Below are 14,660 nucleotides of genomic sequence, written 5' to 3' on the forward strand. Positions count from 1 at the left end.
GGTGCCTGCAGAAACCAGATGCAGCCACCGCGCTGTCCTAGATGCACGTCATCCGCCGCGAGCTGGCCCAGCTGCCGCCATGCCATCTGGTCGTTCGATGATAGGTAGCTGGAGCACGACCGATGGCGGCGCTCCGGCCTACCGGATTCAGGCATCCTCGCGCACGTAGGCGAACGACTCGTCCAAACGCTCGAAACCGATCACTTCAGCGACGATGGCCTGTGCGTCGTCGTCGCTGATGTTTCCTTCCTCAATATCGTCAACGCGGGCGAACAGCCGCTGCAACGCCGCGAACTGGTCGCCGCGCAGGAACGACTGGTGGCTCTGCAGCCAGCGCTGCAGGTTGCTGGCCAGCTCGCCGTGCGACAGCAGCGTATACGGCGCTTGGTAGTCGGCAACCGCTTCAACCATCTTGCGGAACAGGAAATCCTGGTAGTTGGCGGCCAGCACATCGGCACGATCATCGTCATGCCACACCAGCACGACGGGCGGCTCGGCAGAACCGGGCGCGTTGCTCCAGAAGCAGTAGCTGTCGCCGCCGCCGGTCCGCGCAAACGGCAGGAGCTGCAGGTCGGGACGCAGGGGATTGTAATGATCCTCGGCGGTCAGCTCCTGCCACGCTTCGAGCAGCTCATCGTGTTCCAGTGGTTCGTATTCCTGCGCGTACAGCAGCACCGGCGGATCCGCCTGCAGCGTCGGGAACACCACCTCGGACCATTCCGGATGCGGACTGCCCCAGCTCAACCGGCCTGCTGCCTGCAGCTGCTTGAACAAAGGGGGGAAGGCCTGGCCGGTGGCCTGTTCGATGTCGGATAGTGCGCTCATGGAAGTCCTTGTCGATAGAGGTCGCCCAGCTTGCCCGAATCCGCGCAGGAGATGAACCGGCCGCAGCAGGTGGCGGGACTAGACTGCAATCACCGGATGCAGGAAATCACTGCCATGAACGCCACTGCCCGCAACTTCATCGTCAACATCGACGTGCCCGACCTGGCCGCCGCCGAAACGTTCTACCTGGCCGCGTTTGGATTGCGCATCGGTCGTCGGCTCGGTACCGGCGCGGTGGAACTGCTCGGCGGGCCAACACCGCTCTACCTGTTGCAGAACGAGGCTGGCAGCGCCGCCACCGAAGACGGCGACGTGCGTGACTACGAGCGCCACTGGACCCCGCTGCACCTGGACTGGGTGGTGGAGGACATTGATGCCGCGTTGATGCGTGCGGTCGCGGCCGGGGCGATGCTCGAGCAACCGGTGCGCGAGCGCCGCTGGGGCCGTATCGCCGTGCTGGCCGATCCGTTCGGGCACGGCTTCTGCCTGATCCAGTTCAGTGGCGAAGGCTACGACGCGCTGGTCGAATGAATTGCCGGCTGCTTTGCGGGCGCCAATCACGCATGGCGCGGATCTACTGATCCGCTTCAAGCAACGCGTGGCGGCTGTCATTCGGGAGTAGATCCACGCCATGCGTGGATGCGAACCACCGCACCTCACTCCCGCAGCATGTCCACGAACGCGCGCAGCGCACCGGGCATCTGCCGCTGCTTCGGGTAGTACAGCGCGAACCCGGCGAACGGCTCGCTCCAGTCTTCCAGTACCGCCACCATCTGCCCCGATTCGATATACGGCCGCGCGGTGTCTTCCAGCACGTAGGCCAGGCCGATGCCATCAAGCACTGCACCGACCACGGTGCCCTGCTCGCTCAACGTGAGCCGGCCCGGCACGTCGATTTCCAGCGCCTGCCCGCTACGCTCGAACTGCCATTTGTACAGATGCCCGCTGGCAAAGCGGAAGCGGATGCACTCATGCGAGGCCAGGTCGCGCGGATGCTGGGGCGCCGGATGCCGCCGCAGGTAATCCGGCGAGCCGACGATCAGCCCACGCAGCGGCGGCCCCATCGGCACCGCCACCATGTCCTCGGGCACGAATTCGTGCAGGCGCACGCCCGCGTCGTAGCCCTCGGCGACGATATCGACCAGCCCATCATTTTCGGTCAGCTCGACGCGCACATCAGGATGGGCATGCAGGAAGCGCGCCAGCCGAGGCCGCAGCTGGGTCGCCACCGCCGCCCGGGTGGCGTTGATGCGCAGCAGGCCGGCCGGGGCGGCGCGGAAGTGGTTCATTTCTTCCAGCGCGTCATGCACCTGCCCCAGCGCGGGCTGCAGGCGTTCCAGCAGGCGCTGCCCGGCCTCGGTCAGGGCCACGCTGCGGGTGGTGCGATGGAACAGGCCCACGCCCAACCGTTCCTCCAGCGCGCGGATCGCATAGCTCACCGCCGAGGTCGACAACGCCAGCTCGGCACCGGCGCGGCGGAAGCTGCGGTGGCGGGCAACCGCCGCGAACGCGGCCAGGTGGGAAAGGTTGTCAGTGGCCATGATTGTGCAGTTTTACTTGATGAATCATGCCGATATCCACGCTTCTTGCCATTGGGAACGCGGCGTATTGTAAAGCGCCTTTCGATAAACCCTGCCAAGGATTCCCCCATGTCCCTCGCCCGTGGTTACGCCGCCCATTCCCATACCGCCCCGCTGGTCCCCTTTGAGTTCGAACGCCGTGCGGTCGGTCCCGACGATGTGCGCATCGAGATCCTCTACAGCGGCATCTGCCACTCCGACCTGCACCAGGCCCGCGATGACTGGGGTGGCTCGATCTACCCGATGGTGCCGGGCCACGAGATCATCGGCCGCGTCACCGAGGTCGGCAGCAACGTCACCCGCTTCAAGGTCGGCGACCACGCCGGCGTGGGTTGCATGGTCGACTCCTGCCGCCACTGCGACGCCTGCCAGCACGACCTGGAGCAGTACTGCGCCGAGGGCGCGACCTGGACCTACAACGGCCGTGAACGCGAAACCGGCGCACCGACCTACGGCGGCTATTCCGACCACGTGGTGGTCGAGCAGCGCTTCGTGGTGAAGGTGTCCGACACCCTCGACCTGAAGGCGGCCGCACCGCTGCTGTGCGCCGGCATCACCACGTGGTCGCCGCTGCGCCATTGGAAGGTCGGCCCGGGCCAGAAGGTCGGCGTGATCGGCCTCGGCGGCCTGGGCCACATGGGCGTGAAGTTCGCCAAGGCGCTCGGTGCGCACGTGGTGATGATCACCACCACCCCGGAAAAGGGCGCCGATGCCAAGCGCCTGGGCGCCGATGAGGTGCTGGTCTCGCGCGATGCGGCGCAGATGAAGGCGCACGCCGGCAGCTTCGACTTCCTGCTCAATACCATCCCGGTCAGCCATGACACCAATCCGTACATGGGCCTGCTCAAGCGCGAAGCCACCATGTGCCTGGTGGGCGTGCTGACCGAACTGGACCCGCCGCTGACCGGCGGCAGCGTGATCTTCGGCCGCAAGCACCTGACCGGCTCGGCGATCGGCGGCATGGCCGAAACCCAGGAAATGATGGACTTCTGTGCCGAGCACGGCATCGTCAGCGATGTGGAGATGATCGACATCAGGAACGTCAACGAAGCCTGGGAGCGCATGGCGAAGAACGATGTGCGCTACCGCTTCGTGATCGACATGGCGACGTTGAAGAACGTGGCCTGAGCCAGGACGGATCTGGAAATGAAAAACCCCGGCAATGCCGGGGTTTTTCTTTTGGGTAGTGCCGGCCGCTGGCCGGCAACCCCGCATGACGATCAATACGCGAACTCGCGGAACACCGGATCGACGTCGCCATGCCAGCGGCCATGGAACAGCGCCAGCTTGCGCTCGGCCGGGGTCAGGCCGGATTCGACGATCTCCTGCAGCACGTCCAGGAACTTGCTCTCGTCCTGGCCGTCGGCATTGCGCGCCGCACGGCGCTTGAGGCCTTCCACGGAAATCCTGACCGCTTCCCGGGCCAGGTCGCGCACCGTGCCGTTGCGGAACGGCAGGTTCATTGCATGCTTCGGCACGCCGTCACGCAGCGCATGGCGCTCGTCCAGGGTGAAGTCACGCACCAGGTCCCAGGCAGCATCCAGCGCAGTGTCGTCGTACAGCAGGCCCACCCAGAACGCCGGCAGCGCACATAGGCGGCTCCACGGGCCACCATCGGCGCCGCGCATTTCCAGGTACTTCTTCAGGCGCACTTCCGGGAACGCGGTGGTCATGTGGTCCGACCAGTCGCGCAGGGTCGGCAACGCGCCCGGCAGCACCGGCAGCTTGCCCTGCATGAAGTCGCGGAAGCTCTGCCCGCTGGCGTCGTGGTAGATGCCGTCGCGGTAGGAGAAATACATCGGTACGTCGAGCAGGTAATCGACATAGCGCTCGTAACCGAAGCCCTCCTCGAACACGAAGTCGAGCATGCCGGTGCGGTCGGCGTCGGTGTCGGTCCAGATGTGCGAGCGATAGCTCAGGTAGCCGTTCGGCTTGCCTTCGGTGAACGGCGAATCGGCGAACAGTGCGGTGGCGATCGGCTGCAGCGCCAGCGACACGCGGAACTTCTTCACCATGTCCGCCTCGGTGGCGTAGTCCAGGTTCACCTGCACCGTGCAGGTGCGGGTCATCATGTCCAGGCCCAGCGAGCCGACCTTGGGCATGTACGCGCGCATGATCTTGTAGCGCCCCTTCGGCATCCACGGCATTTCATCGCGCTTCCACTTCGGCTGGAAGCCCATGCCGAGGAAACCCAGCTGCAGTTCGCCGGCCACCTGCGCCACTTCGTTGAGGTGGGTGCCAGTCTCCACGCAGGTCTGGTGGATGGTCTCCAGCGCCGCGCCGGACAGTTCCAGCTGGCCAGCCGGTTCCAGCGTCACCGAGGCACCGTCGCGCAGCAGCGCGATCGTGTTGCCGTTTTCCTGCACCGGCTCCCAGCCGAAGCGGACCAGGCCGTTGAGCAGTGCTTCGATGCCGCGCTCCCCCTCGAAGGTCGGCGGGCGCAGGTCATCCAGACGGAACCCGAACTTCTCGTGCTCGGTGCCGATGCGCCACTGCGCGCGGGGCTTCTCGCCGGAGGCGATCACCTCCACCAGCTGCGAGCGGTCGGTAATGGGGGTATCGGCGACGTGGCTGGGGCTCGACAAGGGGAAAGCTCGCTGGACGGTGGCGGGGGATGTGGGGCTCGCGGCCTTCCATCGCAAGGGCGCACTATAGCGTGGCACCCCGTTGCGTCATGCGACGGTGACGGGTTTCAGCATCCTACCGACGCCCTCTTGACCCTCGTACACTCAACGTCATGAGCCGCCATTCACGACACCCCGAACTGCACCGCTCCGAGCGCGTCGGCTGGCTGCGTGCCGCCGTGCTGGGCGCCAACGATGGCATCGTCTCGGTGGCCGGCCTGGTGGTTGGCGTGGCTGCCGGCGGTGCCTCCGCTGCGACCATCCTTGCCACCGGCGTGGCCGGCACCGTGGCCGGCGCAATGTCGATGGCTGCCGGCGAGTACGTCTCGGTACAGACCCAGGCCGACACCGAAGACGCAGACCTGGCAATGGAAAAGCGCGAGCTGCGCGATAATCCGCACAGCGAGCTGGAGGAGCTGGCTGCGATCTACCGCCACCGCGGCCTGGAGCCTGCATTGGCACGGCAGGTGGCCGAACAGCTCACCGCCCATGATGCGCTGGGTGCCCACGCCCGCGACGAACTGGGCATCACCGATACCCTGCGCGCCCGCCCGCTGCAGGCAGCATTGGCCTCGGCCGGTGCGTTCACCTGCGGCGCGGCGCTGCCGGTGCTGACCGCCCTGCTCGCGCCGGTCGACAGGGTGGCACTGATGACCACGGCCAGTACCCTGCTCGGCCTGTGCCTGACCGGCGCAGTGGCGGCCAGGGCCGGCGGCGCACCGCCGGTTCGCGGCGCGATCCGGGTGATGTTCTGGGGCGCATTGGCGATGGCCGCGGCGGCCGGTGTCGGTCGCCTGTTCGGTGCCCACGTGTCATGACCGCCATGCTGCCACCGGCCACCGCACTGCTGGCCGAGATGGCCAGCCTGGCCGGCTGCGCACGCGCCGAAGGTTATGCGTGCATTACCGCTCGGCGCGAACATGGCGCCAGCTCGGTGGAGATTCCACAACCACAGTTCGCGATCCTGCTGGAAGGCCGCAAGCAGGTGCGTACCGCGCACCAGTCGCTGGAGTTCATCCCCGGCGACATCCTGCTGCTGACCCAGCGCTGCCGCATTGATGTGGTCAATACCCCCGACCCACGCAGTGGCCGTTACCTCAGCGCCATCGTGCCGCTGTGTGCCGAAGTGCTGGCGGCCGCACGCACGCTGTGGAGCGGAGAGCTTCCCGCCGCCGGTCATGCGATGGCGCGACTGCCGTTGATCGATCATGGCGCGGTGCTGCGCCAGTGGCGGCAATCGCTGCAGGACGGCCGTTACAGCGAAGCGCGGCTGGCCCTGGCCTCGTTGGTACTGACCCTGTGTCGGCAGGGCCACGGCAACCTGCTGCTGCCGCAGGCGCCGAGCCTGGGCGAACAGATCCGCGACCGCATCGCCGCCGAACCGGCTCGCGACTGGCAATCGCGTGATGTGGAAGCGCTGTTCGCGCTGAGCGGCGCGACCCTGCGCCGTCGGCTCGCCGCCGAGGACACCAGCCTGCGCCAGCTGCTCACCGAGGCCCGGCTGGCGCATGGCATGCAGCTGCTCTACACCACCGACCTGCCGCTGAAGACCGTGGCCGCACGCGCGGGCTACCGCTCTGCGGCCAGTTTCAGCAAGCGCTTCGCCGAGCAGTACGGGCTGGCTCCCACAGATATTTGAGGGGGTTCGGCAGGGCTTGCAGCCCTGCACCTGCAGAGGCAACGGCAACAGCGAAAGCAACAGCAACAGCAACAGCGGGCTATCCGTGGGATGGCGGGGCGGTGTGGGTGGGCAGGACCGTTGGCGCCATGGATGGCGCCATCGAGCCCCCATGGATGGGTTTACGGCGTGTCCTGCCCACCCACACCGCCCCACCTCTGACAGATCTTCGCGACTGTTGGTAGGTGTCGACCTTGGTCGACACATCTGTCAGATATCGAAATCGATCTGGGGTCAGATCCGTTTTCCTCCGGAAAACGGATCTGACCCAAAGAGAATTTCCAACAGATCGCGGAAAACTGTCGAAGGCGGGGTGGGTCCGGTTGCGGGAGTGTCCGCGGCATGGATGCCGCGGCCAAGCCCCCAGGGATGGGTTTACGGCGTCTCCCGCAACCGGACCCACCCCGCCATCCCACGGATAGCCCGCTGTTGCTGTTGCTGTTGCTGTTGCTGTTGCTGTTGCTTCGGCTGCGGCCGTTGCCTCTGCGGGTGCAGGGCGCAGCCCTGCAGCCCCCCCCCTGAGCATTCCACGCAGTGGTTTGAGCGCCGCGCACACGCCGGCCACGGCACGCTATGCGGCAACGGAATCGTCCGTCGCCCACCGAGAACCATCATGACCCTGCGCCACCTGCCGCTGCGCACCGCCCTGCTGCTGGCCCTGTCCGCCCTGCCACTGGCCGCGCTGGCCGAAGCCACCTCGCCCGCCCCCACCCGACAGGTACCGGGCGTCTACCACCAGCGCGTCGGCGCCTTGCAGGTCACCGCCCTGTTCGATGGCGTGGTCGCGCTGGGCCGGCAGGAAGTGGTGGACGTGCCGCCCACCCTGGTCAGCCGCCTGCTGGAAGGCCGCTACGTGCCCGAAGACAGGAAGGGCCTGCAGACCGCGATCAACGCGTTCCTGATCCGGCAGGGCAACCACCTGACCCTGGTCGATACCGGCACCGCGCAGTGCTTCGGCCCCGGCCTGGGCCAGGTGCTGGGCAACCTGCGCGCCTCCGGCGTGGATCCGGCCGAGGTGGACGAGGTGCTGCTGACCCACGCCCATCCGGACCACCTGTGCGGCGTACTCGACGCGCAGGGCAAGCCGGCCTACCCGAATGCCACGGTGTGGCTGTCCAGGGCCGATGCCGATTACTGGCTCAACCCGGCCAGCGAGGCCACCGCGCCGAAGGGCGTGCGCTTCGCCTTCCCGCTGGCGCGCAATGCGGTAGCCCCGTACCAGGCCAGCGGCCACCTGCGCACGTTCAACCCTGGCGATGCCCTGCCCGGCGGTGCGGTGGCAATGGACACCCATGGCCACACCCCCGGCCACGTCTCCTACCGGTTCGACAGCCAGGGCCAGTCATTGCTGGTGTGGGGCGACGTGCTGCACTTCCACGCGGTGCAGTTCGCGCACCCGGAGGCCGCGTTCGAGGCCGATTCGGACCGCAAGGCGGCCATCGCCAGCCGTCGGGGGCTGCTGCAGCAGGCCACCGCCAACGGCTGGTGGGTGGCCGGTGCGCACCTGCCGTTCCCGGGCCTGGGCCATGTGCGCAGCGAAGGCCAGGCCTATGCCTGGGTGCCGGCGGAGTATTCGCCGCTGAAATGAGGTGCCGAGCGCGGTCGGTGAGGCTGCCGGCCAGCGGCCGGCACCACCAGGAAGCAGATCGGTAGCGCCCGGCTGCCAGCCGGGCGACCGGAAATCCCTTATTCCAGCCCCAGCCAGCCGCCGATCACGGCGCGGGCTTCGTCCACGCCGGTACGGTCTTCGCCGGAGAACACCTGCACGCTGACGCTGTCACCGTAGGCCGATTGCAGCTCCTTGCGCACCTTCTGCAAGGACTGCATCTGCTGGCTGCGGCTGAGCTTGTCGGCCTTGGTCAGCAGGGCGTGCGCCGGCAGGCCGCGCTGCACGGCATAGGACAGCATCTGCCGGTCGTAGTCCTTCAGCGGATGACGGATGTCCATCACCACCACCAGCCCCTTCAGGGCCTCGCGGGTGCGGAAGTACTTGTCGATGAAGGCCTGCCAGTGCGCCTGCAGGTCCAGCGGCACCTTGGCGTAGCCGTAACCGGGCAGGTCGACCAGATGCGCCTCCGGGGTGACCTGGAAGAACACCAGCTGCTGGGTACGGCCGGGGGTCTTGGAGACACGCGCCAGGGCGTTCTGGCGGGTCAGCGCGTTGAGCGCACTGGACTTGCCGGCGTTGGAGCGGCCGGCGAAGGCCACTTCGGCCCCTTCGTCGGGCGGCAGCTGCCGCACGTTATGGGCCGAAAGGTGGTAACGGGCGCGTTCGATGAGCAATGACATGTGCCTAGGATCGCATGTTGCGGCGCCGCGCGCCCGTGCCGGCGGCCTTTGCGGGCATTTTGCTGCACTGCTGCGTTGACCGTGCGCGGAAACGGCGTTGATAATCCGGGCGATGCCGGCGGCCACCGCCCGGCCCGGTCCATACGGAGCTTCAGCATGCGCCACGCTCGCGTTCTTGCCGTATCCGCCCTTGCCACTGCTGTAGTCGTTGCCGCTGCTGCGTTCGCGCAGACCACGTTGACCCCGCTGCCCGACAATGGGCCGATCAACACCGCCTCGCTGGAGGTGGATTTCAGCAAGACCCACTGGGGCGATGCCAAGGCCGGCCAGGCCAAGGCCTCGGCCTGCGCGGCCTGTCATGGCGTCGACGGCAATTCCACGGTGGAGATGTATCCGTCCATTGCCGGCCAGAGCGAACGCTACGTGGCCCAGCAGATGGCCCTGATCGCCAATGGCCAGCGCAGTTCCGGCGCGGCGGTGGCGATGGTGCCGTTCGTGCAGAACCTCACCCCACAGGACATGCGTGATATCGGCGCCTACTTCGCCACGCAGAAGGCCAACGCCGGCATCGCCGATGACACGGCGGTCACCGAGGGCCCCTACAAGGGCATGAAGTTCTACGAGATCGGCCAGCAGCTGTACCGCGGCGGCGATGCCAAGCGTGGCCTGCCGGCCTGCATGGCCTGCCATGGCCCCAGCGGTGCCGGCAATCCCGGCCCGGCCTATCCGCATCTCGGTGGCCAGCACGCCAGCTATGTCGCGCGCCGCCTGCAGGAGTACCAGGCCGGCCAGACCAACGAGACCGACAAGGCGCACTTCCAGATCATGGCAACGGTCGCGCAGAAGCTCAGCGAGCAGGAGGTGCAGGCGCTGTCGAGCTACCTGCAGGGCCTGCACAACAAGGCCGACGATGTGGCCACCACGGCCACGCCAACACAACCGGCTGCCGCCCCCTGACCACCACTGGTCGGCCCGGGCCGCGACGTCGGCCCACGGCTGCGGTATGTTTCCTTCACGCCGGCGGCTGCGCCGGCGTTGCTTTTTTCAACGGAGATGCGTGTCGATGAGGTTGATTTCCCGCCTGCTGTTGTCCGTGCTGGTGCTGCTGCCGCTGGCAGCCTGCGCCGCCACCCCCGCCAATGCCCCGCTGGTCGAGGGCAAAGACTACGAGCGCATCGCCCAGCCGGGCCCGTTCCAGCCGCTGGCCGGCAAGATCGAGGTGGTCGAAGTCTTCGGCTACACCTGCCCGCACTGCGCCCATTTCGAACCGCAGCTGGAAGCCTGGGCGGCCAAGTTGCCGGCCGACGTGCGCTTCACCCCGGTCCCGGCGGCCTTCGGCGGTGCCTGGGATGCCTGGGCCCTGGCCTACTACGCCGCCGAGGAAGTCGGCGTGGCCAAGCGCAGCCATGCCGCCGTGTTCAAGGCCCTGCACGAACAGGGTTCGCTGCCGATGCAGAACGTCTCGGCCGATGAGCTCGCCACCTTCTACAAGGCCTACGGCGTGACCCCGGACCGCTACATCCAGGCCCTGCGCGGCGATGCCGTGCAGAAGAAGGTCGAGGCCGCGCGCGCGTTCGTCCAGCGCACCAAGATTCCGGGCACCCCGGCCATCATCATCAATGGCCAGTACCTGGTGCGCGGCAACAGCTTCGACGACCAGCTGCGCATTGCCTCCGCACTGATCGCGCAGGCGCGCGCCGCCCGCGGCCGCTGAACCAACACCCACCACCGACACGGCGTTGTCGCCGCCGCGTGTCATCATTTCCCCTTGGCCGGCGCCTGCCGCCGGCCCCACCTTTCCAGATGCTGGAGACGTTTCCATGAAGATCCGTTACGCCCTCGCCCTCGCAGCGCTGCTGCCGATCCTGGCCGCCTGCAAGGCCGACGACGGCAGCACCAACACCACCGCGGCCCCCGCCGAACCGGCAGCAACCCCGGCAACCACCACCGAACCGGCTGCCGCGCCGGCGGCGGGCAGCGAAGGCGCCGCACCGGCTGCCGCTGAAGGCGAGAAGGCCCCGGCCGAAGCAACTCCGGCCGCCGCGCCGGCCCCGACCACCGCCGCACTGACCGGCCCGGCTCCGGTGGAAGGCGCCGACTACCAGGTGATCCCGAACGGCCAGCCGTTCCAGCCGGCCGCCGGCAAGATCGAAGTGACCGAGATCTTCGGCTACGTCTGCCCGGCCTGCGCCGCGTTCCAGCCGCTGGTCGGCCCGTGGAAGGCCGGCCTGCCCAGCGACGTGAACTTCGTCTACGTGCCGGCCATGTTCGGCGGCACCTGGGATGACTACGCCCGTGCCTTCTACGCCGCGCAGACCCTGGGCGTGCAGGAGAAGACGCACGAAGCGCTGTACGCCGCCATCCACTCGCAGAAGACCCTGAAGGGCGAGCGCGGCCGTGACTCGGTGGAAGACATCGCCAAGTTCTACGCCGCCTACGGCGTCGATCCGAAGCAGTTCGCGGCCACCATGGGCAGCTTCGCGGTGAATGCCAAGACCAACTCGGCCAAGCAGTTCGCCCAGCGCAGCCAGATCAGCGGCACCCCGTCGATCATCGTCAACGGCAAGTACCTGGTGAAGGGCAAGAGCTTCCCGGACATGCTGCGCATCGCCGATCACCTGATCGCCCGCGAACGCGGTGCGGCCCAGGCTCACTGATCCAAGAGAAGCATTTCCCGGCCGTGAATTCCCCCCGTACACGGACCCTGCGCTTGCTGACGGCCAACATCCAGGCCGGCTCAAGTACCCGCCGTTACAGCGACTATGTGACCCGCAGCTGGTCACATGCGCTGCCGGCGGGTCGCAAGCGCAGCAGCCTGGACGCGATCGCCACCCTGGCGCGCGACCATGACATCGTCGGCCTGCAGGAGGCCGACCCGGGCAGCCTGCGCTCGGGCTTCACCAACCAGACCCACTATTTGGCCCAGCGCGCCGGCTTCAATTACTGGAGCCACCAGCCGAACCGGCGCATGGGTGGGGTCGCCTCCAGCGCCAACGGCCTGCTGAGCAGGCTGGAACCGGTTGAAGTGCAGGATCACGCCCTGCCCGGCCGCATCGGCGGGCGCGGCGTGCTGCTGGCCAAGTTCGGCGACGGTGCCGACGGCTTGGCGGTAGCGGTCGCCCATCTGTCATTGGGCGCAGGCTCGCGGATGTCGCAGCTGGGCTTCATCGCCGAGCTGCTGTCCGACCACCCCAACGCGGTGCTGATGGGCGACTTCAACTGCCTGGCAGAACGCCCGGAAATGCAGGTGCTGTACCAGAAGACCCGGCTGCAGCCGCCCGGTTGCATCGTGCCGACCTTCCCAAGCTGGCGCCCGGACCGCGCCATCGACCACATCCTGGTCAGCAGTGGCCTGCAGACCCGTACCGTGGAAGCCATACCGGCCGCGTTCTCCGATCATCTCGCACTGGCAATGCAGATCGACGTCCCGGCCGACGCCCTGCGCTGAACCGCCCCCCTGGTAGGTGCGGACCGTTGGTCCGCACGCTTCGCGCCGGCCGCCGCCTGGCGCCCCCTAAATCAGGGCATGAACGACTTAATCCCCTCCGTCCCCTTTTTTCAGGCGGTGGCCGACGCCTTCAACCCCCGCGCCGTCATCGTGCTGCCCACCGAGGCCAGCACCGTGCAGCCGATCGCCAGCCACTGCAGCCCGTGCAGGTGTTCGTGCAGCAGCAGCATCGCCCACAGCGCGGCCACCGCCGGTTCCATGCTGATCAGGATGCCGAAGGTCTCCTTCGGCAGGCGCTTGAGCGCCATCATCTCCAGCGACATCGGAATCGCACTGGACACCAGTGCAATCAGCAGGCCGGCTGCCAGGATCTCCGGATCGAGCAGCGCGGCACCGGCATGCACCACGCCCACCGGCACCACCACCAGCGAAGCCGCCAGCAGCCCCAGCGACACCGAATGCCCGGCGTGCAGGTGGCCGGCACGCTTGCCGAACACGATGTACAGGCCCCAGCACGCCGCTGCGCCCATGGCATACAGCACGCCGGCCGGATCCAGCGCCGGTCCACCGCCGATCGGCAGCAGCAGCAACAGCCCCACCGCCGCGCAGCCCACCCAGAGGAAATCGATCGGGCGTCGTGAGGACAGCATCGCCACCGTCAGCGGCCCGGTGAACTCGATGGCCACCGCGATGCCGAAGGGAATCGTACGCAGGGCCATGTAGAACAGCAGGTTCATCAGGCCCAGGGTGAGCCCGTAGCGCAGGATGGTGATCGCATCCACGCGGCGGGTCTTCCAGCGCCACGGCCGCCAGAACAGCAGCAGCAACAGCGCCGAGAAGCCCACGCGCAGCGCACTGGTGCCCTGGGCGCCGATCAGCGGGAACAGGTGTTTGGCGTAGGAGGTGCCGATGGCCAGCGAGGTGACCGAGCCGAGCACCGCCAGCGCCGGCAACATCGGCGCAAGTCGTGAGGTCTGCATGGGCAAAGTCTATTGCGCCGGCGCCGAGCACTTGGCTCAATTGACAGCCTGTTCGTGCAACTTCTGCTCGCCATGGCCACCGCCCCCGTGCTCGACAGCTTCGACCGCGCCATCCTCGACCTGCTGCAGCGGGACAACACCCTGCCGCAGCGCGAGATCGCCGAGGCCGTGCACCTGTCCACCCCGGCCGTGCAACGCCGCATCAAGCGCCTGCAGGACAGCGGCGTGATCGCGGCCAATGTGGCGGTGGTTGCCGCAGCAAAGGTCGGGCGGCCCCTCACCATCATCGTCGAGGTGCGCGTGGTCAGCGAGCTGCGTGAACGCGTGGCGCCGTTCAAGCGCCGCGTGCAGGACGACCCGGCGGTGCAGCAGTGCTACTCGATCACCGGCGATGGCGATTTCCTGCTGTTGCTTTCGGCCGCGTCGATGGAGGAGTACGAAGCGATCACCGAGCGCCTGTTCGGTGGCGATGACAACATCGAGCGCTTCCGCACCTCGGTGGCACTGGGAACGTTGAAGCGCAGTTTCGAAGTGCCGCTGGCTCCGGTTCTGTAGCGCTGAGCCATGCTCGACTGCGCCTTGACCGCAAAGCAACAGCCGCCGAGCATGGCTCGGCGCTACAGTCGGAGACCATGAACACATCGCCTTCCCCCGCCCGTCGCCTGCGCCGCTGGCTGCTGCGCGGCCTGTGGCTGGCCATCGCGATCATTGCCGCGATGACGCTGTGGAACAGCCCATGGGCCGCTGCACCGAAACTGCTGTGGACACTCTCGCGGATGCCGCCGGCCACGCAACTGGCGGTGCCGGTGGACGGCGTGCGGCCACGCCAGATCGCCGACACCTTCGGCGCACCACGTGGCCGTGACCGCTCCCACGCCGGCATCGACATCTTCGCCAAGCGCGGCACCGCGGTGCGCAGCGTCACTGCCGGCGTCATCGCGGACGTCAGCGAGCGCGGCCTCGGCGGCCGCCAGGTGTGGGTGATCGGGCCCGGGCGCGAACGTTACTACTACGCCCATCTGGACGACTGGGCCGAGGGCCTGGCGCGCGGCCAGGTGGTCCAGGCCGGCGACCTGCTCGGGCATGTAGGCGACAGCGGCAATGCCAAGGGCACGCCGCCCCACCTGCACTGGGGCATCTACGGCGCCGATGGCGCGCGCGATCCGCTGCCGCTCCTGCGCTGAACGCCATGTGCTGCGTCGAGCCCTGCGTGAGCGCCTTCGTCGTTCATGATTT

Annotated in this window: 16 protein-coding genes; 11 read left to right on the top strand and 5 right to left on the bottom strand. The window is 67.7% G+C overall.

Annotated elements, in window-relative coordinates; translation table 11 throughout:
• Positions 1–147: 147 nt before the first annotated feature.
• The gene (locus tag AC5P66_RS12290) at positions 148–825 is read right to left on the bottom strand and encodes an SMI1/KNR4 family protein (protein ID WP_099495297.1); all 678 of its coding nucleotides are present in this window, start codon (positions 823–825) and stop codon (positions 148–150) included.
• Between the two features lie 114 nt (positions 826–939).
• Here AC5P66_RS12290 and AC5P66_RS12295 point away from each other — a divergent pair, with 114 nt between their 5' ends.
• On the top strand, positions 940–1,356 hold the full coding sequence (locus AC5P66_RS12295) for a VOC family protein (protein WP_049438547.1): 417 nt from the start codon (positions 940–942) through the stop codon (positions 1,354–1,356).
• A gap of 125 nt (positions 1,357–1,481) precedes the next feature.
• Here the strand turns inward: AC5P66_RS12295 and AC5P66_RS12300 are convergent, their stop codons facing one another.
• The gene (locus AC5P66_RS12300; protein ID WP_049415256.1) at positions 1,482–2,366 is read right to left on the bottom strand and encodes a LysR family transcriptional regulator; all 885 of its coding nucleotides are present in this window, start codon (positions 2,364–2,366) and stop codon (positions 1,482–1,484) included.
• A 108-nt stretch (positions 2,367–2,474) separates the two neighbouring features.
• Between AC5P66_RS12300 and AC5P66_RS12305 the strand changes: the two genes are divergently transcribed.
• Positions 2,475–3,533: an NAD(P)-dependent alcohol dehydrogenase gene (locus AC5P66_RS12305; RefSeq protein WP_049415254.1), complete on the top strand. Its 1,059-nt coding sequence runs from the start codon at positions 2,475–2,477 to the stop codon at positions 3,531–3,533.
• A gap of 92 nt (positions 3,534–3,625) precedes the next feature.
• Here AC5P66_RS12305 and AC5P66_RS12310 read toward each other — a convergent pair whose 3' ends face one another.
• The gene (locus tag AC5P66_RS12310) at positions 3,626–4,990 is read right to left on the bottom strand and encodes a glutamate--cysteine ligase (protein WP_099495298.1); all 1,365 of its coding nucleotides are present in this window, start codon (positions 4,988–4,990) and stop codon (positions 3,626–3,628) included.
• A gap of 152 nt (positions 4,991–5,142) precedes the next feature.
• On the opposite strand from AC5P66_RS12310, the gene AC5P66_RS12315 reads away from it, so the two are divergent.
• The 3 genes from AC5P66_RS12315 (at position 5,143) to AC5P66_RS12325 (ending at position 8,295) form a co-directional block, all read left to right on the top strand.
• Positions 5,143–5,847: a VIT1/CCC1 transporter family protein gene (locus AC5P66_RS12315; RefSeq protein WP_049415248.1), complete on the top strand. Its 705-nt coding sequence runs from the start codon at positions 5,143–5,145 to the stop codon at positions 5,845–5,847.
• Positions 5,844–6,668 (top strand): helix-turn-helix transcriptional regulator, encoded by an 825-nt coding sequence (locus AC5P66_RS12320; RefSeq protein ID WP_049438546.1) that lies wholly within the window; start codon positions 5,844–5,846, stop codon positions 6,666–6,668. The genes AC5P66_RS12315 and AC5P66_RS12320 overlap by 4 nt, the downstream gene beginning before the upstream one ends.
• Before the next feature lie 652 nt (positions 6,669–7,320).
• Positions 7,321–8,295: an MBL fold metallo-hydrolase gene (locus AC5P66_RS12325; RefSeq protein ID WP_263467620.1), complete on the top strand. Its 975-nt coding sequence runs from the start codon at positions 7,321–7,323 to the stop codon at positions 8,293–8,295.
• Positions 8,296–8,393: 98 nt separating this feature from the next.
• Here the strand turns inward: AC5P66_RS12325 and yihA are convergent, their stop codons facing one another.
• The gene (gene yihA / locus AC5P66_RS12330) at positions 8,394–8,996 is read right to left on the bottom strand and encodes a ribosome biogenesis GTP-binding protein YihA/YsxC (protein WP_049414655.1); all 603 of its coding nucleotides are present in this window, start codon (positions 8,994–8,996) and stop codon (positions 8,394–8,396) included.
• Positions 8,997–9,152: 156 nt separating this feature from the next.
• Between yihA and AC5P66_RS12335 the strand changes: the two genes are divergently transcribed.
• From AC5P66_RS12335 to AC5P66_RS12350, 4 genes are all read left to right on the top strand, one after another.
• A complete protein-coding gene (locus AC5P66_RS12335) occupies positions 9,153–9,953 on the top strand; it encodes a c-type cytochrome (RefSeq protein ID WP_069139199.1) in 801 nt (266 codons plus the stop codon).
• 106 nt (positions 9,954–10,059) lie between these two features.
• A complete protein-coding gene (locus tag AC5P66_RS12340) occupies positions 10,060–10,710 on the top strand; it encodes a thiol:disulfide interchange protein DsbA/DsbL (protein ID WP_263467618.1) in 651 nt (216 codons plus the stop codon).
• Positions 10,711–10,816: 106 nt separating this feature from the next.
• Positions 10,817–11,653 carry a thiol:disulfide interchange protein DsbA/DsbL gene (locus AC5P66_RS12345; protein WP_049414651.1) on the top strand — a complete coding sequence of 279 codons (837 nt, stop codon included), beginning with the start codon at positions 10,817–10,819 and terminating at the stop codon, positions 11,651–11,653.
• Between the two features lie 53 nt (positions 11,654–11,706).
• A complete protein-coding gene (locus AC5P66_RS12350) occupies positions 11,707–12,444 on the top strand; it encodes an endonuclease/exonuclease/phosphatase family protein (protein WP_181453911.1) in 738 nt (245 codons plus the stop codon).
• Between the two features lie 110 nt (positions 12,445–12,554).
• Here the strand turns inward: AC5P66_RS12350 and AC5P66_RS12355 are convergent, their stop codons facing one another.
• The gene (locus tag AC5P66_RS12355; protein WP_099495799.1) at positions 12,555–13,424 is read right to left on the bottom strand and encodes an EamA family transporter; all 870 of its coding nucleotides are present in this window, start codon (positions 13,422–13,424) and stop codon (positions 12,555–12,557) included.
• Positions 13,425–13,496: 72 nt separating this feature from the next.
• On the opposite strand from AC5P66_RS12355, the gene AC5P66_RS12360 reads away from it, so the two are divergent.
• Positions 13,497–13,979 carry an Lrp/AsnC family transcriptional regulator gene (locus tag AC5P66_RS12360; protein ID WP_049414645.1) on the top strand — a complete coding sequence of 161 codons (483 nt, stop codon included), beginning with the start codon at positions 13,497–13,499 and terminating at the stop codon, positions 13,977–13,979.
• Between the two features lie 77 nt (positions 13,980–14,056).
• Positions 14,057–14,608, top strand: coding sequence for a M23 family metallopeptidase (locus AC5P66_RS12365; RefSeq protein ID WP_099495797.1), 552 nt, complete (start codon positions 14,057–14,059; stop codon positions 14,606–14,608).
• The last annotated feature ends 52 nt before the right edge of the window (positions 14,609–14,660 follow it).

The sequence above is a fragment of the Stenotrophomonas sp. YJH_SMC_122 genome, from assembly GCF_059369535.1.